General features: G+C 42.6%; 17 protein-coding genes. 9 read left to right on the forward strand and 8 right to left on the reverse strand.

Annotated features, from left to right (window positions below; translation table 11 throughout):
• The first annotated feature begins 55 nt into the window (after positions 1-55).
• Positions 56-424 carry an SseB family protein gene (locus tag FTU05_RS08820; RefSeq protein ID WP_180005011.1) on the forward strand — a complete coding sequence of 123 codons (369 nt, stop codon included), beginning with the start codon at positions 56-58 and terminating at the stop codon, positions 422-424.
• A 92-nt stretch (positions 425-516) separates the two neighbouring features.
• On the opposite strand, the gene FTU05_RS08825 is transcribed toward FTU05_RS08820, so the two are convergent.
• Entirely contained in the window at positions 517-1,449 is a 933-nt protein-coding gene (locus tag FTU05_RS08825) for a tRNA-dihydrouridine synthase (protein ID WP_180066342.1), read from the reverse strand.
• A gap of 449 nt (positions 1,450-1,898) precedes the next feature.
• Here FTU05_RS08825 and FTU05_RS08830 point away from each other — a divergent pair, with 449 nt between their 5' ends.
• A complete protein-coding gene (locus FTU05_RS08830; protein ID WP_067761877.1) occupies positions 1,899-2,108 on the forward strand; it encodes a cold-shock protein in 210 nt (69 codons plus the stop codon).
• A gap of 150 nt (positions 2,109-2,258) precedes the next feature.
• Here FTU05_RS08830 and FTU05_RS08835 read toward each other — a convergent pair whose 3' ends face one another.
• On the reverse strand, positions 2,259-3,068 hold the full coding sequence (locus FTU05_RS08835; RefSeq protein ID WP_078191164.1) for an inner membrane protein YpjD: 810 nt from the start codon (positions 3,066-3,068) through the stop codon (positions 2,259-2,261).
• 138 nt (positions 3,069-3,206) lie between these two features.
• Here FTU05_RS08835 and ffh point away from each other — a divergent pair, with 138 nt between their 5' ends.
• Together ffh and FTU05_RS08845 are read left to right on the forward strand one after the other, a co-directional pair.
• A complete protein-coding gene (gene ffh / locus FTU05_RS08840; RefSeq protein ID WP_078191163.1) occupies positions 3,207-4,610 on the forward strand; it encodes a signal recognition particle protein in 1,404 nt (467 codons plus the stop codon).
• A 283-nt stretch (positions 4,611-4,893) separates the two neighbouring features.
• On the forward strand, positions 4,894-5,487 hold the full coding sequence (locus tag FTU05_RS08845) for an alpha/beta hydrolase (RefSeq protein ID WP_180165016.1): 594 nt from the start codon (positions 4,894-4,896) through the stop codon (positions 5,485-5,487).
• Positions 5,488-5,634: 147 nt separating this feature from the next.
• On the opposite strand, the gene FTU05_RS08850 is transcribed toward FTU05_RS08845, so the two are convergent.
• The 3 genes from FTU05_RS08850 to FTU05_RS08860 all read right to left on the reverse strand — a co-directional run bounded on the left by FTU05_RS08850 (position 5,635) and on the right by FTU05_RS08860 (position 8,046).
• Complete coding sequence (locus tag FTU05_RS08850) at positions 5,635-6,312, reverse strand: hypothetical protein (RefSeq protein WP_180165018.1); 678 nt, start codon at positions 6,310-6,312, stop codon at positions 5,635-5,637.
• A gap of 226 nt (positions 6,313-6,538) precedes the next feature.
• On the reverse strand, positions 6,539-7,267 hold the full coding sequence (locus tag FTU05_RS08855) for a type III pantothenate kinase (protein ID WP_180165020.1): 729 nt from the start codon (positions 7,265-7,267) through the stop codon (positions 6,539-6,541).
• A 23-nt stretch (positions 7,268-7,290) separates the two neighbouring features.
• Complete coding sequence (locus FTU05_RS08860; RefSeq protein ID WP_180165022.1) at positions 7,291-8,046, reverse strand: biotin--[acetyl-CoA-carboxylase] ligase; 756 nt, start codon at positions 8,044-8,046, stop codon at positions 7,291-7,293.
• A gap of 29 nt (positions 8,047-8,075) precedes the next feature.
• Here FTU05_RS08860 and FTU05_RS08865 point away from each other — a divergent pair, with 29 nt between their 5' ends.
• From FTU05_RS08865 to ligA, 5 genes are all read left to right on the forward strand, one after another.
• Positions 8,076-8,888 carry a sulfite exporter TauE/SafE family protein gene (locus FTU05_RS08865; RefSeq protein WP_180165024.1) on the forward strand — a complete coding sequence of 271 codons (813 nt, stop codon included), beginning with the start codon at positions 8,076-8,078 and terminating at the stop codon, positions 8,886-8,888.
• 147 nt (positions 8,889-9,035) lie between these two features.
• On the forward strand, positions 9,036-9,731 hold the full coding sequence (locus tag FTU05_RS08870) for a GntR family transcriptional regulator (protein ID WP_078191157.1): 696 nt from the start codon (positions 9,036-9,038) through the stop codon (positions 9,729-9,731).
• 10 nt (positions 9,732-9,741) lie between these two features.
• Positions 9,742-13,191, forward strand: coding sequence for a chromosome segregation protein SMC (gene smc, locus FTU05_RS08875; protein WP_180165026.1), 3,450 nt, complete (start codon positions 9,742-9,744; stop codon positions 13,189-13,191).
• Position 13,192: 1 nt separating this feature from the next.
• Positions 13,193-14,245 carry a cell division protein ZipA C-terminal FtsZ-binding domain-containing protein gene (locus tag FTU05_RS08880; protein ID WP_180165028.1) on the forward strand — a complete coding sequence of 351 codons (1,053 nt, stop codon included), beginning with the start codon at positions 13,193-13,195 and terminating at the stop codon, positions 14,243-14,245.
• A gap of 98 nt (positions 14,246-14,343) precedes the next feature.
• Positions 14,344-16,377 (forward strand): NAD-dependent DNA ligase LigA, encoded by a 2,034-nt coding sequence (gene ligA / locus FTU05_RS08885; protein ID WP_180165030.1) that lies wholly within the window; start codon positions 14,344-14,346, stop codon positions 16,375-16,377.
• A 237-nt stretch (positions 16,378-16,614) separates the two neighbouring features.
• Here ligA and FTU05_RS08890 read toward each other — a convergent pair whose 3' ends face one another.
• The 3 genes from FTU05_RS08890 to FTU05_RS08900 form a co-directional block, all read right to left on the reverse strand.
• Positions 16,615-18,078 (reverse strand): amino acid permease, encoded by a 1,464-nt coding sequence (locus FTU05_RS08890; protein ID WP_078191153.1) that lies wholly within the window; start codon positions 18,076-18,078, stop codon positions 16,615-16,617.
• Positions 18,078-19,112, reverse strand: a complete 1,035-nt coding sequence (locus tag FTU05_RS08895; protein WP_168378529.1) for a methyltransferase — start codon at positions 19,110-19,112, stop codon at positions 18,078-18,080. The genes FTU05_RS08890 and FTU05_RS08895 overlap by 1 nt, the downstream gene beginning before the upstream one ends.
• 66 nt (positions 19,113-19,178) lie before the next feature.
• The gene (locus FTU05_RS08900; RefSeq protein WP_078191151.1) at positions 19,179-20,549 is read right to left on the reverse strand and encodes a uracil-xanthine permease family protein; all 1,371 of its coding nucleotides are present in this window, start codon (positions 20,547-20,549) and stop codon (positions 19,179-19,181) included.
• Between the last annotated feature and the right edge of the window lie 107 nt (positions 20,550-20,656).

Raw genomic sequence — 20,656 nt, forward strand, 5'->3', positions numbered from 1 at the left:
GTATGCTGTGGATTGTGAACAGTATCTGACTGATAAAAATAGACGGACAATAACAATGAACGACACGCTTCAACATCTTTATGAATCGACTTTAGATCATCCTGAGCAATACCAAGACTTTTATCAGCAACTTTTAGCCAACCAAGTGTATTGTTTGGGTGAGCGTGATGCTGAGCAGCATTTACATTTTCAATTGATGGAAACGGAGCAGGGCGAGCAAGCCATTCCATTCTTTCTGAGTCTTGCGATGCTTCAACAGGATGTTGGCGCAGATGCAGAATTTGTCATGATCAGTGCTGAAAAATTGTTTGCCATTACCAAAGGCGCAAGCTTGGTGATGAACCCGACTTCGGAACATCCGAAAGAGTTTTTGGCAGATGAGATCGACGCAATTTTAGAGTTTGCTAAACAACAAAGCCTTTGAACACTGTAGGTGTGATCAAAGGCTCTGCGGCTACGCTGAGATATGTGTTTTTACACTTTTTCGTTTTCACATTTGGCGATGTGTTTTAAAACTTACATACCGGCTTTGAGTTTTTCCACGATTTCATCGAGTGGTTTGACACGTTTTACTTCATCCCAAAGGACTTTGGCTTCTGGGTAATGTTTCGACATCATGCCGAGCCATTGTTTATAACGACCGACCATATTCATTTCTTTTTTATACGAACCGTTTAAGAAACGAATTTGTAAGCCAAGCAGTTCATGCCATGTAATCAGCGGCTCATCGGTATTACGACGAATACACTGTGTAATGTCAGGGGTGGTCACCGCAGCACGACCAATCATCAGGTCTTCACAACCAGATTCGAGTTGGCATTGTTTGGCATCGGCATTGTTCCAAATTTCACCGTTGGCAATCACGTTAATTTTCAATGCTTCACGAATGGGTTGCAACTGATCCCAAAAGGCAGGCGGGGTATAACCATCGGCTTTGGTTCGCGCATGGACTGTAACCCATGCGGCACCCGCATCTTCGATGGCATGCGCATTTTCCATGGTGAAGTTACGGTCCATATAACCCAAACGCATTTTTGCCGATACAGGAATATGACTCGGAACAGCATCACGCACAGCTTTGACTAACTCATACACCACTTCTGGTTCATCTAGCAGAACTGAACCACCACGGTGGCGATTGACGGTTTTTGCAGGGCAACCAAAGTTCATATCAATCGCAGGTGCACCAAGTTCTACTGCGCGTACAGCATTTGCCGCGAGCATGGTCGGATTGTTACCTAAGAACTGCACATGAACCGGTGTTCCTGCTGCAGTTTTGCCGTCATTGTTCAGTTCGGGACAATAACTATGATAAATATGGTCGGGCAGGACAGAGTCCGTGACACGGATAAACTCGGTTACACACCAGTCAAAACTCCCAACATGCGTCAACACATCTCGCATAATTGGGTCGGTTAAGCCTTCCATCGGCGCAAGAACAAGTTTCACGGTCACACAGCCAAAAATTGAAAAACGGAGTTATACGTGGTTTTGAAAGGGATGTCTAGGTTTTGTGCTTCTGGTGATGCGGAATACGAAATCACAAGATTTTATGTAATTATTTGGTGAAATTAGGACCAAAGTCGTAAAGTCTTGACTGACATAAAACTTAAACAATAAAATGAGTAAATACAGATGGATAGTAATAATAAGAAGATGGCTTTTACTGTTGTTTTTTAATGGAATCAACAACATATACTGTGCTTGAATCTTTTAAGATTTCATGTATGATGGCTGCAACTAGAAAAAAAGTATTGTTTCGTAAATTTTCTTTAAGTATCGCAGTGTTAGTCATAATCCTTCGTTTTTTACAGAAATGAAGTTCAATTCTTTATTATTTTCCAAGTTATAGTCAGTCATCATCCAATGGCTAAATCAACAAATTAATAGGTATTATTATGTCTAATACAGTTACTGGTACAGTTAAATGGTTCAACGAAACTAAAGGTTTCGGTTTTATTGCACAAGACAACGGTCCTGACGTTTTTGCTCACTTCAGCGAAATCACTGGTTCTGGCTTCAAAACTTTGCAAGAAGGCCAAAAGGTTTCTTTCAGCATCGCTCAAGGTCAAAAAGGCCCGAATGCTGTAAACATCGTTGCTCTATAATTTAGACGTAATGAAAAAAAAGCGCTGTATAGCGCTTTTTTTATGCCTGTTATTTCTGTGTGAATAATCAAGCTATAAAAAAGAGAGCCTTAGCTCCCTTCGTAATAAAACTTACTTCTTAATAAAACTTAAAATTGTTTCATCGTCGACTTAGCGGCCCAAAACCATTTCTAAAATAAACTTAGAACCAATAAAGCCAACTGCCAAGAGACAAAAACCAATAATGGTAAAGCGAATGGCTTTTTGACCACGCCAACCAAATCGATAGTGTCCAATGAGCAAAGCTCCATAGACGAACCATGAAATAATGCTAAAGGCAGTTTTATGCGCCAAATGCTGTGCAAAGAAGTTATCGATGGTGAAGAAACCAAACCCAAGTGCCACGGTCAGTAGTGCAAAACCAGCAATCAATAAATCAAATAGTAAAGATTCCATGGCTTGGAAGGATGGAAGCAGGCTCACCCATACACGTTTTTTCTGCTTGTTTTTCAGTTCACGGTCTTGTAAACGCAAAATAACCGCTTGAATAGTTGCCATCAGCAGGACGGCATACGCGGAAAGCGACAAAATAATATGGATGTCTAAACCCAGCGAATGTTGTTCTATAAATTGATTTTGTCGACTAAATGCAAAGCCTAAAATCAACCCTGTCGCTGCGACAGGAATGCCTAACAGGTTCATTGCCAGCACAGGTCGATAGGTACTAAATAACACACTGAGTAATAGCATGAGACCTGAAGTAAATGACATCAGGTTGAACACGTCATAGTTCACACCCATAGGCGTCAACATGTCGTTATATAAAACACCTGCATGCAATAACATGCCTAAACCAAGTACAACACCAATAAACCAATGGTTCGGCGCACGTTTAGACATTAAATGGCTGAATAAATACCAAAAAGACGTGGTATAAGCGATTAATGCTAGGATCGTGTAAACCAAGGGGAGACTGATCATGTCAAACCTTTTTCAGGATGTTGAATATTCATTTATATAAATTCTGCAAGAACTAAAGTATCCTATAGCATTCTATGCATAAATTTTCTATTTTAAGAAACAATTTTTTGCTCATGGCTATTTTAAGCGGATTTTGCAATGTTTGATACCTTAACAGAACGACTCACGCAGAGTTTAAGAAATGTTACTGGCTCAGGGCAGCTAACCGAAGACAATATTAAAGATACGTTACGCGAAGTACGTATGGCACTTCTTGAAGCCGATGTTGCGTTACCTGTAACTCGTGAATTCATCGCGAAAGTTAAGGAAGAAGCATTGGGTCAAGAAGTGATGACTCAGTTATCACCGGGGCAGGCTTTCGTCAAAATCGTTCATGACGAATTGACCAAAATGATGGGTGAGGCGAATGAAAGCCTAGACCTAGCGGCAAAACCACCAGTTGTTGTGCTTCTTGCAGGTTTACAAGGTGCGGGTAAAACTACTACTGCGGCAAAACTTGCACGTTTCTTACAAGAACGTCAAAAGAAAAAAGTAGCAATGGTGTCTGCCGACGTTTATCGTCCAGCAGCGATTAAACAGCTACAAACAGTTGCAGGTGAAGTTGGCGCGATTTTCTTTGAATCAAGCGCAGACGAAAAACCGATTACCATCGCAAATCGTGCGATTGAGCAAGCAAAAATTCAATTTGCTGATGTCTTGATTGTCGATACAGCAGGTCGTTTACATGTAGACGACGAAATGATGGATGAAATTAAAGAGCTACATGCAGCAATTAAGCCAACTGAAACATTGTTCGTGGTTGATGCCATGACTGGTCAGGATGCGGCGAATACGGCAAAAGCCTTTAATGATGCCTTGCCTTTGACGGGTGTGATCCTGACAAAAACGGATGGTGATGCACGTGGTGGTGCAGCACTTTCTGTTCGTGCTATTACTGGCAAGCCAATCAAATTCTTGGGTATGGGGGAAAAACTCGATGCCCTAGAGCCATTCCATCCTGAACGTATCGCACAGCGTATTTTGGGTATGGGTGACGTACTTTCTTTGGTCGAAGAAGTTGAACGTAAAATCGACAAAGAAAAAGCCGAAAAAATGGCGAAAAAACTGCAAAAAGGCGGTAGCTTCAACTTTGAAGATATGCTGATGCAGTTTGAACAAATGAACAAAATGGGCGGCATGATGGGCTTCCTGGATAAACTTCCAGGCATGAGCAACTCAGGGATTCAAGATGCAATTGCACAAGCAAATCCTGAAAAGCAAGTGAAGAAAATGGAAGCGATTATTCAATCGATGACCATTAAAGAACGTCGTAACCCAGACTTGATGAATCCAAGCCGTAAAAAACGTATTGCAGCAGGCTGTGGTATGGATGTTGCTGAAGTGAATAAACTCATCAAGCAACATGCGCAAATGGCGAAAATGATGAAGAAGTTTGCCAACCCAACGGGTATGGCAAAAATGATGAAATCATTAGGCAATATGCAAAAACAATTTGGCGGCGGTGGCATGGGTCCATTGTTTGGCAGTAAAGATCCGAAGTAATTTGGACTGAAAAAAAGGCGCTTTCTGCGCCTTTTTTTATGGCTGCAATTTGACGAGACTGTGTGCTCAAGCACAGTGATCGAGTGCATTTGATAGCAAGTACTGGATGAAGGAATCTTGCTATACGAGCCGATAGATACCGAACTGAGCTAAATCATTACAAAAAGATGCCAAATTGACATTGAGAGCGTGTAGGTGACAGGTTTAAAACAGAGGTGAAAATTTGCCGAACTGCAAATTGAAGGTTTAACCAAAAATAATCACCTAAAATAAGAATCAAATCATGAATACACCGCATACGCCAGAAAGCCAAAAGATCTATATTGTTCATGGTCATGATACTTCGCCGAATGATCATTGGTTTCCTTGGTTAGGACGAAAGCTGCAAGAAGCAGGACATTATTCTCGACGCATCGTTATGGCAAATGCAGCACAACCTGATTTTGACCATTGGCAGAAATTTCTAGCGTTGCAAATGCCTGATTTGGATGAAAATACCATTGTGATTGCCCATGGTTTGGGGTGCTTAACCACGCTGCATTATCTCAATCAATATTTTGAACAGCATGGCACACGGATTAAAGCGGGCGTTTTTGTGTCAGGTTTTAAAAGTAGTTTACCGACACAACCTGAATTAACCGCATTTATTCAACGTGCAAAAATGGATAGTGGTGTTTTACAGACCTATATGCCAATTTGTATTAGTTTGATTTCATCCAATGATCCTATCGTGCCGCCGCCGGTTGTGATCCAATTGGGCAATTTTATAAATGCACAAATTTATGAGGTGAAAGAAGCGGGGCATTTCACAGCACAGGATGGCTTTTCTGAAATTCCACAACTGTGGCACGTGTTAAAGCCGATTTTAACGGCTTAGCTAGGTTCTGTGCGCGTGTTTAATAGATCGCGTGTTTTGTAGATAAGATATTTAGTGAAGACTGAGATTGCAATCATGCAATTGGTGCAATTGAAGAGAAAAAAGGCGCAATCTGCGCCTTTTTTGTTTGTTCGAACTGTTGAAAGATCAGTCGAGTTCTAAAGCAACACGTTCACGAATGTCGTCAATGTCGTCATTGGCTTCACGACCATCTTCCTGCCAAGCTTTATAGCCACCAACATATTCACCGTCGGTATCGACCACATATTCAGCCGCAATTTTTCCTGAGGCATACCATAAGCGATAGGCGTCATTACCATTTTCATCGACTTTATACGCTGCGCCACGTTGTCCTGTTGGATAAAATTCTTCGCCTTGGATGCTCACGCCATCTTGGTTTACAAAGGTAGATTCTACTTTGCCGTTTTTACGATAAAGCGTTACCGGACCTTCGATGTCACTGCCACTGAAACTAAATAATTTCATCGGATCTTTAACCCAAGCAGGTGAGGATTGAGGGGTTTTGGTTTCTTGGTAAAAATCTTGGACTAAAAAATCACCTGTGGCATTACGACCTAAAAGTACACGGTAATAGCCGTCTTTGACTGGGGTCATGTAATAGCTTGAGTCAATATACGATACGCAGCCGCAGTAATCAGGATTATCTTCATCTCCAAAATAGCCCAAAACTGCTTCAGAGGTGCTGAGCTGAGATTTGATTTCGGCAGGGATTTTAGAGTTGGCTAGATTTTGTGTGGTGGTACAACCGCCGAAGAATAATGTAGAGGTGAGCAGGCTTAAACCCAGTAAATTTTTAAATTTCATATCTATACTCTTCGTCTTATATTCTATCTTGAAAGACATTTTTAAATTATAAAGTTGCTGATGTATCTGTCGATCATCGCAGGCTATTGTAATTCCTTGGACGAAAAAAGGTCATGAATCGCGATACAATTTGTAACCACGCTTATATGAAATGACCCTCAATAAAAAAGCGTGATCACCATTGGCCATCACGCTTTCACAGTTTGCTATCAAATAAATAGCTAAATTACACACCATTTACATAACTTTGTAGGCCTCGAAGCAGTAAATCTGCTTCGACAGCTGGCTGATATTGTTCTAAATAGCGTGCAAATAGCGCAGCATCGCCACCGGTTAAAATCAACTGACTTGGATATTTGTCGAGAACCTTTTCAATGGTGCTGACCAAACTGAGCAATATGCCATGATGAACAGCATCGATGGTATTTTTACCAGGAGACAACTCGTCAAAGATGGCATCTGGAATTTTAATGCCTTTGGTGTTTTGGATGAGCGAATCACGTTGCAAATATAAATTTGGCAAAATATAGCCACCTAAATGTTGTAATCCATCCGTTAAGTCAATGGTGAGTGCTGTTCCACAGCTAATCACACAGTATTTTTGTGTAGGGTCTTTGACCACAGCCAGCATTTGCAGCCAACGGTCGATCCCGAATTTACTGGTATCTTCGTAGGCACAGCGCAAGCCCGCATATTCGGCATGAACTTTGGCAATGGTGACAGGAACGGCTAAAAATTTAAGAATTTTTTGAATCCGATCATTATTTTTCTTGTCGAGTACCGAGGAAATCCCGACCTGATCTAAGTCCAAACTTTTAAAGTGCTGGATTAAACCGAGTAGGAGTTCGGCAGGCGACTGTAAATGCAGTTCCGCAGTATGTTCTATGATTTGATCGTGTTCGGTAATCCAGTATTTCAGCCGGGTATTACCGACATCGAGCCATAATTTTTTCATCAGTAGGCCTTTGCAATCCTGTTTTATGATTGATCTGCTAAACGTAAGCGACCTTGGAAATGATTTTCTAAGTGCTGCGAAGTTTGGATGTTGATCGAACCATCATTTTCAATACCGAGAAAGCGGCCTTGGCTTTTGCCTTGCAGGTGTTCAAGTTCAACGGGCTGTTGCATAAATGCAGCATAATGGTTGAATCGTGCAGCGAGGTTATAGCAGTTATGATCGAACCATTCACCTGCAAGTTGAATCGCTGCATATAGTTCAGCAATTAACTGCAAACGGTTTGGCGAGGGAAGTCCGAGTTCAGATAACGAGGTTGCACGTTGCTCAATTCCTGCGGATGGAATCGGAAATAAGTTCATGCCAACGCCGACAATCGCTTGATGTGGCGAAATCGGCTCAATCAAGATCCCGCCCCATTTGCCTTGTGGGCTATACAGGTCATTGGGCCATTTCACTTGTAAAGCGAGATTTTGCAAACTTGGCATTTGCAAGATATTTAAGGCAATTTCGAGTGCAAGCCGTCCATCTATCGCTGTCTGTAAATTCAGCAATGTGCTTAAATAGATATTACCAACGGGTGAGACCCATTGATGATCGCGTTGCCCACGGCCTTGAGTCTGTTGTTCACTGCATACCAAAACATGTTGAATGCCTTTTTTGGCAATCTCACGGACATCGTCATTGGTCGATGTGGTAATGGGCTTCAGTAATAAAACCTCAGGCGGTTGAGGTACTGTGCTCAGCAATTGCTGTAAGTGTCTGGTCTCTAAATCCATTTGAATCTGAGAGTTGTGGAATAATATTGATGGAGTTAATCATATATTTACTGATTGGTGCAATCGCTGGTTTTGCTGCGGGGCTATTTGGTGTTGGCGGTGGCCTGATTATTGTGCCGATTTTATTCATTGTCTTTACCCAACTTCAATATGATCCCAGTGTGATTATGCACATGGCGGTGGGCACATCTTTAGCCACGATTATTGTGACCTCACTTAGCTCGGTTTCGGCGCATCATAAAAAAGGTGCCGTGCTGTGGAATGTCTTTCGGAATTTGTCACCGGGTTTGGTGATCGGTTCATTTCTCGGTGCAGGCATTGCAGATTATTTATCAGGGCAGGGTTTGCAACTGTTAATTGGCTTTTTTGCGGTCTGGGTGGCCTTTAAAATGTTTCGCGGTGCAGCAACACCAGTCGATCCGAATAAACATTTACCCTCACAAGCCATGCAAATGGCAGCAGGGGGTGGTATTGGGATTGCTTCTGCGATCTTCGGTATTGGTGGTGGTAGCTTAACCGTCCCATATTTGAATAAAAACGGCGTCATTATGCAAAAAGCAGTCGCAACATCTGCTGCATGTGGTTTACCGATTGCGATTGCTGGGGCACTCGGCTTTATGTGGTTTGGTCATCAAGCCGATATCGTGGTTCCCAATACCATTGGTTATATCCATATTTATGCATTTATCGGGATTAGTGTAATGAGCTTCATCACTGCGAAATTGGGTGCGAAAGTGGCTCATATGTTGTCGCCATTTATGCTAAAGCGTTGTTTTGCATGTTTATTAACAACAGTCGGCTGCTATTTTATTTACCAAGGTGTGCAAGCCTTTGGCGCATGATTGTCCGTTTTGACTGACAAAATTGGCTTTGTTGACACAAGATTGTCAGACAATGTCATGTTCAATTAGGTTGCTTATCGTTTCTAATGCAAATAGATTGAGTGTAAATCTGAACATTGCATCTTATAAAAAAAAGATAGGAACAGTATGCAACAACAAGAAGCGGACAGTTTGTCAGAACAAATTGCCAAACACATCGGTGAACAAATCATTCGCGGTGAGTTGGTCGAAGGCGAGCGTATTCAGGAACTCAGAATTGCGGCCGAATTGGATGTGAGCCGTGGCTCTGTTCGTGAAGCTTTATTGATTTTAGAACGGACCCAGCTCATTGAAATCTACCCGCGACGTGGCGCCTTAGTCTCTGAAATGTCGGCTTTACAAGTGCGCTCATTATTTGATATTGCAGCATTATTGTTGGGTCAAATTGTGCATCGTATGGCGGAAACGTGGCGCAGCCATGAAGCTGAGCGTATTCAGTTATTACTTGAACAATTAGACGTGGAAACTCGCCAAGGCAATACTGAAAAGTTTTATGATCTGATTTTTCAGGGCATGGCTCGTCAGCATGAAATGGTGGGAAATACCTACCTGATGCGTTATTACCAAGAATTGTTGCCATCACTCAGACGTAGTTATTTCCTGACACTGAATATTTCACGACGTGAACTACAAGAATCTTTTGATTTGTTTAAATTAGTGACTGATGCAGTTTTAATCAGAAAATCACATCAAGCCACTTTATTTATGGAAGATTTTTGTCGACACTTACGCAACCTTGTGTTGGAATCACTAACACGGATGAAACAAATCGAATTAGCGTGGGCGAGACGTTCACGCCGCTGATCAGGACATTATGCGTTTAAGCAGTTTAAAACTTTCCGGCTTCAAATCTTTTGCCGATAGCACAACTCTAAAATTTGAAGGCAACCGTAGTGCGGTTGTTGGACCGAACGGCTGTGGTAAATCCAATGTGATTGATGCCATTCGTTGGGTTATGGGTGAATCCAGTGCCCGTCAATTGCGTGGTGGCACCATGCAAGATGTTATTTTTACCGGAACGGCAAAGCGTAAACCAGTCGGGATGGCGAGTGTTGAACTGCGTTTTGATAACACCTATGGCAAGTTAGGTGGTGCTTATAATGCCTATACTGAACTGGCAGTTCGCCGTCAGGTCAATCGTGATGGTAAATCCGAATATTTCCTCAACGGCACCAAATGCCGCCGTCGTGATATTACTGATATTTTCTTAGGTACCGGTTTAGGTCCGCGTTCGTATGCGATTATTGAACAGGGCATGATCAACCGTTTGGTCGATGCCAAACCTGAAGAAATGCGTGTGTATATTGAAGAAGCCGCTGGGGTTTCTCGCTATCAAGCTCGTCGTCGTGAAACTTTACAGCATCTAGAACACACCACTCAAAATTTAGAACGTCTCGAAGACATTGCATCAGAACTGAAGTCTCAGTTGAAAACCTTAAAGCGGCAGTCTGAAACGGCAGTGCAATACAAAGAATTAGAAACCCAGATTCGTACCATTAAGATCGAAGTGCTGTCTTTCCAATGTGAACAAAGCACGCGTTTACAGCAAGAATACACGCTTCAGATGAATGAGCTCGGGGAAACCTTCAAACTGGTTCGTTCTGAGCTGAACACCCTAGAGCATGACTTATCTTCCACCAGTGCTTTATTTCAACGGCTTATTCAACAGTCCACGCCATTACAAAGCGAATGGCAACAGGCGGAAAAGAAACTGTCTGAGTTGAAAATGGCGCTGGAGCAAAAACAGGGTTTATTTGCACAAAATTCGGCAAGTTTGGTGGAGCTTGAAAAGCAAAAAGCCCAAACCAAAGAACGTTTACAGCTATTAGAGTTACAACTGGAAACGCTGCAAGAACAGCAAGATGGATTTGTTGAGCAATTACAGCGTCAAGAAAGCAGTAGTCAAGATCAGACTCAACAATTGGCCGATTTGAAAGCTCAGCATCAACAAGCAGTTCAACAATTTGAACAATGCCGTGGGCAAGTCGAAAAGCAGCAACAGCAAAAGCTACAGATGTTGGCGCAGAGTGAACAATTGACCAAAAATATTGGTCGTATTGAGCAACAACGTGAGACTCTGCAACAGCAACGAGGTCAAATTCAGCATCAGGCGCAGCAAGATGAGTTGGAGCAGTATCAGCAAGATAAGCAGCAGCTCGAACAGCAAATTGTGCAACAAGAGCTGGTGATTGCCGAAACTCAAGCACAGCTTGCAGCTGCACAAGAACAGCAGGCACAGCACAAAAATACGGTGTTGCAGCTAAAGTCAGAAATACAGGTGCTGTTGTCAGAGCAGAAAAACCTAAATCAATTAATGATTAAAGCTAGTCCAAAGCAGCAAAGCCAGCGTCAACATTTAATGCAGCAGTTGCAGTTGAGCACACAAGGTAAACAGCATGCACAACTGGTCGAGAAATTTTTGTCTAAATGGCTGAGTGCCCAAGTCTTGGGACACAGTGATAATTTTCAAGACAGTGTTGCACGTCAGGTCAAAGGCAGTCACCACACCGCAGCACAAATCGTTGGATTAGATGCTTTGGCGACGTGGATTGAAGCACCACAGCTTTCAATCTGGCAGCAAGTCGCAATTGCCGAAACATTGCCGATGGCATTGAGCCATCAGGCTAAACTGGCTGCTGGTCAGTCGATACTCACGCTCGATGGTTATCATGTCGGTGCAGATTGGGTGATTGGTCTAGATTATGATGAGGACAGCCAAGCAGGCCAAGGTGCATTGAGCCACCGTATTCGCTTAGATGAATTGACTGAATTACTTGCAGAGCAGCAGCCAAAGCTAACGCAACTAGAAGGCCAATTGCCTGAGTTGCAAAATGCCGTACAAGCTTTACAGCAAAATCTGCAACAGCAACATAGCCAATTAAAAAATTGGCAAAAAGACATTCAAAATGCTGATGTTGCCATTGCGAAGGTACAAAGTTCCAATCAGGCTTTTGCATTACAAAAGCAGCAGTTAGAAGATCAATTACAGCAACTTGAAGCACAGCTTGAAGAAGATGCCATGCAAAAAGACGATTTGGAAATAGATCTGCATGCGCTGACAATGAAGCTTGAGCAAGCCTTGCCAAATTATAAGACCTTGCAATTCCAAGTTGAGGAATTGAGTCTAGCGCTGGAAAGTGCTCAGCAAGTGGCATTACACAGTCAGCAAGAATTGGAAATCGTGCGTCGTCAGTCTGTACAGACGAAACAACAGATTGAATTATTAGAAAAAGACACGGTCTTTTTAAAAGCGCAAACTCAGCAAATTATTGGACAGATGGAACAGGCGAAGAAATTTGTCGATCCAGTACAGTTAGAATTGCCTGCGCTTGAGTCACAGTATTCTGAACAGGCTCAAGTCACTGAACGTTTACAAAAAACCTGGAATGACTGGCAGCTTGAACTGAATAATGTTCAGAGCAAACAACAGACATTGACGGAACAACGCCATTCACATCAACAGCAAGATGAAAAATTGCGTACGCAATTGGAAGAAAAGCGTTTGGCTTGGCAATCCGCGCAGTCTGATTTGCAGCATTATTCTGAACAGCTGAAAGAAATGAACAGCGAAATGCTGACAGGTTTAAGCATTGATGTGGTATCCCATCAGCAAAAACTAGAAAAAGCACAGCAGCAGTTTGATAAATTGGGTGCAGTCAACTTGGCTGCGGCAGAAGAATATACTGAAGTTTCTAAACGCTTTGATGATTTAAGCCACCAAATTGATGACTTGCAAAAGACCGTTGAACAACTGCAAGCCGCGATGAAAAGCATTGATCAGGAAACTCGAAAGCTGTTTATGACTACTTTTGATAAGGTCAATGCTGAACTTCAAGAGTTGTTTCCGAAAGTATTTAATGGTGGTGAAGCAAGTTTAAGCCTTGAAGATGGTTGGCAATCAGGTGTAAAACTGATGGCACGACCACCGGGTAAACGAAATAGCTCTTTGGCATTATTGTCGGGTGGTGAAAAGGCACTGACCGCATTGGCTTTGGTTTTTGCGATTTTCCGCCTAAATCCTGCACCATTTTGCGTTTTAGACGAAGTCGATGCACCTTTAGACGATGCAAATGTAGGAAGATTTTGTAATCTTGTAAAAGAGCTTTCAGAACAAGTGCAATTTATCTACATTACACACAATAAACTGGCAATGACAATGGCAACTGACTTACTTGGTGTGACCATGCCAGAACCAGGAACTTCAAAATTAGTGACTGTGAATATTGAGCAGGCCAAAGAATACGGTTTAGCTGCGGAGGCATAACATGGAAATCACCACTATAGCTGGGATTGTAATCGCTGTAATTATCATGGTTGTGGGCATTCGAATGATGTTTCGTAAACCTGCAGATGCAGCGCCATCACTCGACACTGAATTACATATTGACCCTGATAGTCAGCAACCTGTTATTCCGCGCCATGTACGAAATCAGTTAAATACACCTGAAACCACGCAACGTGTAGAGCCGACCTTAGCTGAGGAAAAAGTCACAGCGGTTGAAACGACTGAAACTGTTCAAGCGAGTGTGACTCCAAAAGCAACGGCAACGGAACAAGCAGAGCAGAGCGTTGAGGCTACGGCAAAGACTGAGACGACTACGATGGATCCCGTTTCAGTTGAAAACGCTCAAACTGCAACAGAAGACAGTACATTGTCTACCGAAGTAACTGAATCTACAACTGTTGCATCTGTAGCCGCCGATGCCAATGACGCAGCGACTGCTGCGACGGACGTTCAGGCTGATGCTGTTCCTGCAGAAAAAGCGCCAGAATTTAGTGTAAATAGCGCAATTGAAAAAGCTGAAATTAGCGATTTTGATGAAGAAAGCAGTATTTTGGATGCGCATTTACATGAACAAAAAATTGTTGATGAAGAAAGTGCTTTAGCGACTGCGGAAACTTATATCGCCTTAAATGTGTTCCCTGATAGCCGTGCCTTGTCAGGTGAAAAAGCATTAAAAGTGTTACTGAAATACGGTTTACGCTTTGGCGAAATGGCCTGTTTCCATCGCTATGATGAAGAAGGTACAAAGTTATTATTCTCTGTATTGCAAATGAATAATGATGGCGCTGCGCAAGGTTTTGATCTTGAAACTTTATCGACTGAAGAAGTAAAAGGTTTGGCTTTCTTCTTGGCGCTGCCACACAGCGATGTGCAAAATGCCTTTGATACCATGGACAGCATTTCACGTCTAATTGCACGTGAAATTGACGGTACTGTGTATGATCAAAATAACCAAGAATTTACACCGCAGATGCGTGAACATTGGCGTCATCAAGCGATTGATTATCGTCAAGGTCAAGCTATCGAAGTCTAAGCGTCTTTGATTGAAACTCACCGAGTGGGTTTCTATAATAGCAACAGATAATGAAATTTGAGGGCGGAGCATGAACCGCCCTTTTTTATGGTGAATGTATGACACAACAATCAACTGTCGTTGCACAGATGCGACAACTGATTCAACTCTTGGCGAAGCATAACCATGCCTACTATGTCATGGACACGCCAGAAATTGAGGACAGTGAATATGATCAACTTTTTCACCAATTAAAAGCTTTAGAAGAGCAATACCCTGATTTAGTCCAACCTGATACACCAACTACAAAAGTGGGTGGAAAGGCCTTGTCTAAGTTTGAATCTGTAACCCATGCAGTACCCATGTTGTCATTGGGTAATGTATTTAATGCAGAAGATTTATTTGCCTTTGCGCGCCGCGTAGAAGAGCGCTTACCGAATCAAAAAATTGAATATGATGTCGAATTAAAATTTGATGGACTGGCGATTTCTCTCTGGTATGAAAATGGCATTTTAGTCCGTGGTGTGACACGGGGTGATGGTGAAACTGGGGAAGACATTACCCAAAATGTAAAAACCATTCGTAATATGCCTAAAGTACTGACTTCTACACAGACTGATATTCCAAGTCTGCTTGAAGTTCGCGGTGAAGTCCTGATGCCAAAATCAGGCTTTGAAAAGCTTAATGCTGAAAATGAAGCTAAAGGTGAAAAAACCTTTGCCAATCCACGAAATGCAGCAGCAGGAAGCTTACGTCAACTCGACCCTGCAATTGCGGCTTCACGTCCATTGGCTTTTTATGCTTATGGCATTGCACAGTGCGAACCACATCATGGTCAAACCACCATGTCTGCTAGCTTAGAATGGCTGACGCAGTTTGGTTTTGCTGTCGGTGAACGTCACTTTATTTGTGACAGCATTCAGGACGTTCAAGCTGCGTATGAGCAAATGATCATTGATCGTCCAAGCCTGAGTGTTGAAATTGATGGCATGGTGATTAAGGTAAATAGCCTGAAGCAGCAGCAAACATTGGGTTTTTTAAGTCGTGAACCACGCTGGGCAACGGCATATAAATTCCCTGCAGTCGCAGCGCTGACGACAGTTGAAAATATTGATTGGCAAGTGGGGCGTACAGGGACTTTAACCCCAGTCGCGCGTTTAAACCCTGTGGCAGTCGGTGGCGTAACGGTTTCCAATGTCACTCTACATAATATTGGTGAAATTCACCGTTTAGATGTCCGTGTGGGTGATACAGTCAGTGTCTACCGTAGTGGCGATGTGATTCCAAAAGTGGAAAAAGTATGGCCTGAATTCCGTCCCTTAGATACGGTAGAAGTTCAGTTACCTGCATGTTGCCCAGTCTGTGCATCTCCTGTCGTGATGCCAGAAGGTGAAGCCTTGGCACGTTGTTCAGGTGGATTGTACTGTGCTGCACAGCGCATTGAGGCGATTCGTCACTTTGTATCGCGTAAAGCTATGGACATTGAGGGCTTAGGCGACCGTTGGGCGGAATCACTTTTACATTTGGATTTGCTCAAAGATGTTGCTGATATTTATAGCTTGCCTGAGCATCGTGAAAAATTACTGACCATTGAAAAAATGGGTGAAAAGTCGGTTCAAAACCTCATCGATTCTATTGAAAACAGTAAGAAAACGACACTAGGTGCATTTATTTATGCACTCGGCATTCGAGGCGTGGGTGAAACCACGGCACGCATGCTCGCCAATACTTTCCAAACCTTTGATGCGATTCGCCATGCAGATCTCGAATCCTTGAAGAAAACACCAGACGTTGGTGATATTACCGCAGAATGGATTGTCGACTTTTTCCAAGCGCCGCATAATCTCGAAGTGGTTGATCGTTTGTTGGCAGCAGGGATTCATTGGGATGCACCCGTTGCGCCAAGTCGTCAGCCACTGAATGGTGAGAGTTGGGTGATTACAGGGACCTTGAGTACCATGGGTCGTGATGAAGCGACGCAAATGCTTCAAGCCTTAGGCGCACGTGTTAGTGGGAGTGTTTCGGGTAAAACCAAATGTGTGGTTGCTGGTGAAAAGGCAGGTTCTAAATTAGAAAAGGCTGAAAAGCTGGGTGTACCTGTGATGAGTGAAGAAGAGTTTATTGCATTTGTACAACAGCATAATGCTTCTTAAGTATTGAAAATCAAACTTGAAAAGGTTGTGACTTTTGAACAAACGCCTGATGCATTGCATTGGGCATTTTTATTTGAGTGCTTAAGGATGATTGAGTGAGCTATCAGTTGTTGGTTTCAGACAGCATCCTTTAAAGTTACTCACTAAGCATTATGTTAAAGCGTGAATGTATTGAGATACAATTTTAGCTATAAAAAAAGCAGCCCTTAGGCTGCTTATTTTTATTCAGTGATCACATTATTCTTGATCAACTTTCATCGGTTTTACATCCATTTCTTGATAGGAAACCAACTTAGTTTTGTGTTTCCACTTATAACCGAACCAAATGGCAAGGAATAAGAAAATACCAATATAGGTAGAAACAACGGCTAACCACTCACCATCTAAAACGGCTTGATAGTTTTGACCAAGGACCACGATGGCACACAAAATAAAGGCAAACCACGGTGCAAATGGGAAGAATTTTGCACGGTAAGCAAGATCTTCTAATTTATTGCCTTGAGCCAAGTAGCCTTTACGGAAGCGATAATGTGAAACTGCAATACCGAGCCACACAATAAAGCCACACATACCAGACATGTTCAGTAACCAATTAAAGACCGCTTGTTCACCGATAAAGGTGGTTAAGAAGCACAGTGCCGCAATCGCTGTTGTTGCATAAAGTGCATTCATTGGTACACCACGTGCATCTAAGCGACCAAAGACTTTCGGCGCACTGCCTTTACGTGCCATATCAAACAGCATACGAGTAGAGGAGTACATACCAGAGTTACCCGCTGATAAAATCGCAGTCAAGATCACCGCATTCATCACCGATGCAGCAAAAGCAAAACCTGCTTTTTCATACAGTAAGGTAAATGGTGATAGTGCAATATTTTCAGAAGATGCCGCTTGTAATAAACGTGGGTCATCATAGGCAATCAGTGTGCCGATAATGAAAATACACACGATATAAAACAACAAGATCCGCCAGAAAATTTGCTTGATGGCAATAGGGATGGTCTTTTCAGGATCTTTCGATTCACCTGCAGCCACACCAACCATTTCAGTCCCTTGGAAAGAGAAACCGGCAATCATGGCTACACCAATCAAGGCAGATAAACCACCGACAAATGGGGCTTCACCCTTGCTCCAATTGGCAAATGTTTCTACACCCGGTGTCAGCATGATTTTGCCAATCATAAACAAACCGATAATGATAAAGGCAACAATTGCGAGCACTTTAACGAGCGAGAAGAAGAATTCTGATTCACCGAAGCCTTTTACGGTCAGCGCATTAATGGCAAAGACGATTGCGAGGAAAATCGCACTCCAGTAGAAGCCCGGAATATCTGGAAACCAGAATTTCATAATGAATTGGACTGCAACCAATTCAAATGCCACGGTAATTGCCCAGTTGTACCAATAGTTCCAACCCAAAGCGAAGCCGAAACCACCCTCGACATATTTGGTGCCGTAGGTAAAGAATGCACCCGAAGTTGGGTTATGTGTTGCAAGCTCACCTAAGCTGGTCATCAAGAAATAAATCATGATACCAATTAAGCAGTATGCGAGCAGGGCGCCACCCGGGCCTGCATTGGCAATGGTTGCACCAGAGGCAAGGAATAAGCCTGTACCAATTGATCCGCCAATTGCAATCATGTTGAGATGGCGAGCACCCAACTTACGCTGAAGCTGAGCTGGTTTTTGAGTTTCGCTCATCATTGTTCCTTAAGATTTTTTTGCGTGCTCGCAAACAAGACTTTAAATCCTTGTTGGTCGGCTTTGATTGTACATTGACCATAATGCTGCTCAATTAAAGTCGGATAATTGAGGAATCGGTTGGCAACAATCCAAAGCTCACCCCCAGACTTTAAATGTCTGCGCGAAGTTTTGCATAGATTTTCACTGGCATTGTAGTCGGTTTGAATCCCTTGATGGAAGGGTGGATTGCTGACTATGGCATGTAAAAATAGTGGTGCATCCTCGATTCCTGTGACCGCTTTAATCTCAAGTTGTTCAGGTTCAAGCAAATTTTGTTCAAATGTCATTTGTGTAGACGCTAGTGCAAAGGCATCTACATCCATGGCAAAAATACGATTTTTAGGATTCAGTTTGGCTAAATATGCACTGATAACACCCGCTCCACAGCCAAAATCAGCAATTTTGCCCGAAGTCATCTGTGATAAATAAGGCAATAAGGTAGCCGTACCCACATCTAAACGGTTCTGGCTAAATACGCCCGGCAGTGCGCAAATCGTAAGCTCACCATTTGGGGTTTCAACTGGATATTTTTGCACCCAATCTTGCAGTGGCTTCAGTGTGACAGTTTTTTCCAATAGGGTTTGCCACATTTGACAGTGACGCGCGCTATCAATTTTTAGTGTTTTACCAAAGGGCTGTAATTGTTTTGCAGCGCGTTCAACACCGCCTTTTTTCTCACCCACGAGGAAAATAGATGCACCTTGAGCAAGATGACTTGCGACATTGTGTAATAAATAATTTAGCAGTTCTTTTGATTTCGGAACAAAAATAACCGCTTGATCAAACTGACCTTCAGGAAAATCGACACCAAAATGGACGTTTGACTGTTGATTTTGAAAGTACTGAAAATCATTAAAATTCCAGCACCAAATCGATGGCTTAATATTGTCATTCAATTGACTGAGTAAGTCATCTGTCGGTGCATTTACGAAAAGCACGCGATCTTGTAATAAATCGATCTGTCGTATAACGACTTCACTTGTGAGATCCATAGATTTCTCCATCATAAAAAACACTGCCTAGGGTGGAACCTAGGCAGTGTTCTTTGACAAATGAACTTACTTCTTCACTTCAGGAAGAACAATATTCAAAATAAGGGCAGCGATACCACCAGTGGCAACGCCTGAACTGAAGATATTACGGAACAATTCAGGAAGATGTTCAAGAATTTGTGGTACTTGTGCAACACCTAGACCCAATGCCAATGAAATCGCAATGATTAATAGTGCGCGGCGATCTAAATGAATGCCTGACAAAATATTGATACCCGAGGCTGCTACAGCACCAAACATTACCATCACAGCACCACCAAGCACGGCTTGTGGAACCGCTTGAATGACACCTGCTACAGCAGGAAGTAAGCCTAAAATAACCAAAAGGGCAGCAATCCAAATGCCCACATAGCGGCTTGCAACACCTGTTAACTGAATGACACCGTTGTTTTGCGCAAATACAGAACTTGGGAACGTGTTAAAGATACCGGCAAGGAATGAGTTTGCACCATTCACCAATACACCACCTTTAATACGCTTCATCCATTCAGGACCATCTACAGCTTGATTTGAAAGCTTAGAAGTCGCGGTAATATCACCAATCGCTTCCAAGGATGTCACAAGGTAGATAAATGCCATTGGAATGAACAAGCTCCAAGAGAAGCTTAAGCCAAAGTGCATCGGTGTTGGAATTTGAACCAGTGGCGCATCTTTTAAACCATCAAAGTTTAAATGACCCATAAAGCCTGCAAGGATGTAACCCACGACTAAGGCAATCAGGATGGCAGAACTCTTTACCCATGTAATACGTACACGGTTCAGTAAAATGATCAGTGCCAAAACGGTACAAGACATGATGAGGTTGTCTGCATTGGCAAATGTTTTATCGCCCATGGCTTGATAACCACCACCCATGCTGATCAGGCCTTCTTTAATTAAAGTCAGACCAATCAATAACACCACGATACCTGTTACCAATGGAGTGATCAGTTTTTTCACCCACGGTAAGATCCGTGATACGCCCATTTCAATGAATGAACCCGCGATCACCACACCAAAGATAGATGCCATCACTGCTTCTACAGGTGTACCTGCCGCAACCATTGCAGAACCAATACCGATAATAGGACCAATAAAGTTAAAGCTGGTTCCTTGTACAATCAGGAGACCTGCACCAAATGGACCGACTTTTTTACATTGTAAAAAGGTTGCGATACCAGAGATCACCAATGACATCGAAAGAATCATATTGGTGTCTTCTTTTGACACACCAAGTGCCAAACAGATCAGCAGACCCGGCGTCACAATTGGGACAATAATGGCCAATAAATGTTGAAACGCAGCGAGGAAAGCAATAAAAGGTTTTGGTCGATCATTCAATCCATAGACTAAATCGAGTTGATCTTTTGCTTCGGGAGATTGGTTTAAATCAGACATGCGGCACTGAAAATTAAGGCTAGGTGGCGCTATTCTAATCTGTTTACACAGCTTTACAAAACCAAAAGCGTGCCAGTCGTCAAAAAAAATGCGATTGTCAATAAACT

It is taken from the genome of Acinetobacter sp. YH12049, assembly GCF_013419875.1.
Taxonomy (GTDB): domain Bacteria; phylum Pseudomonadota; class Gammaproteobacteria; order Pseudomonadales; family Moraxellaceae; genus Acinetobacter; species Acinetobacter amyesii.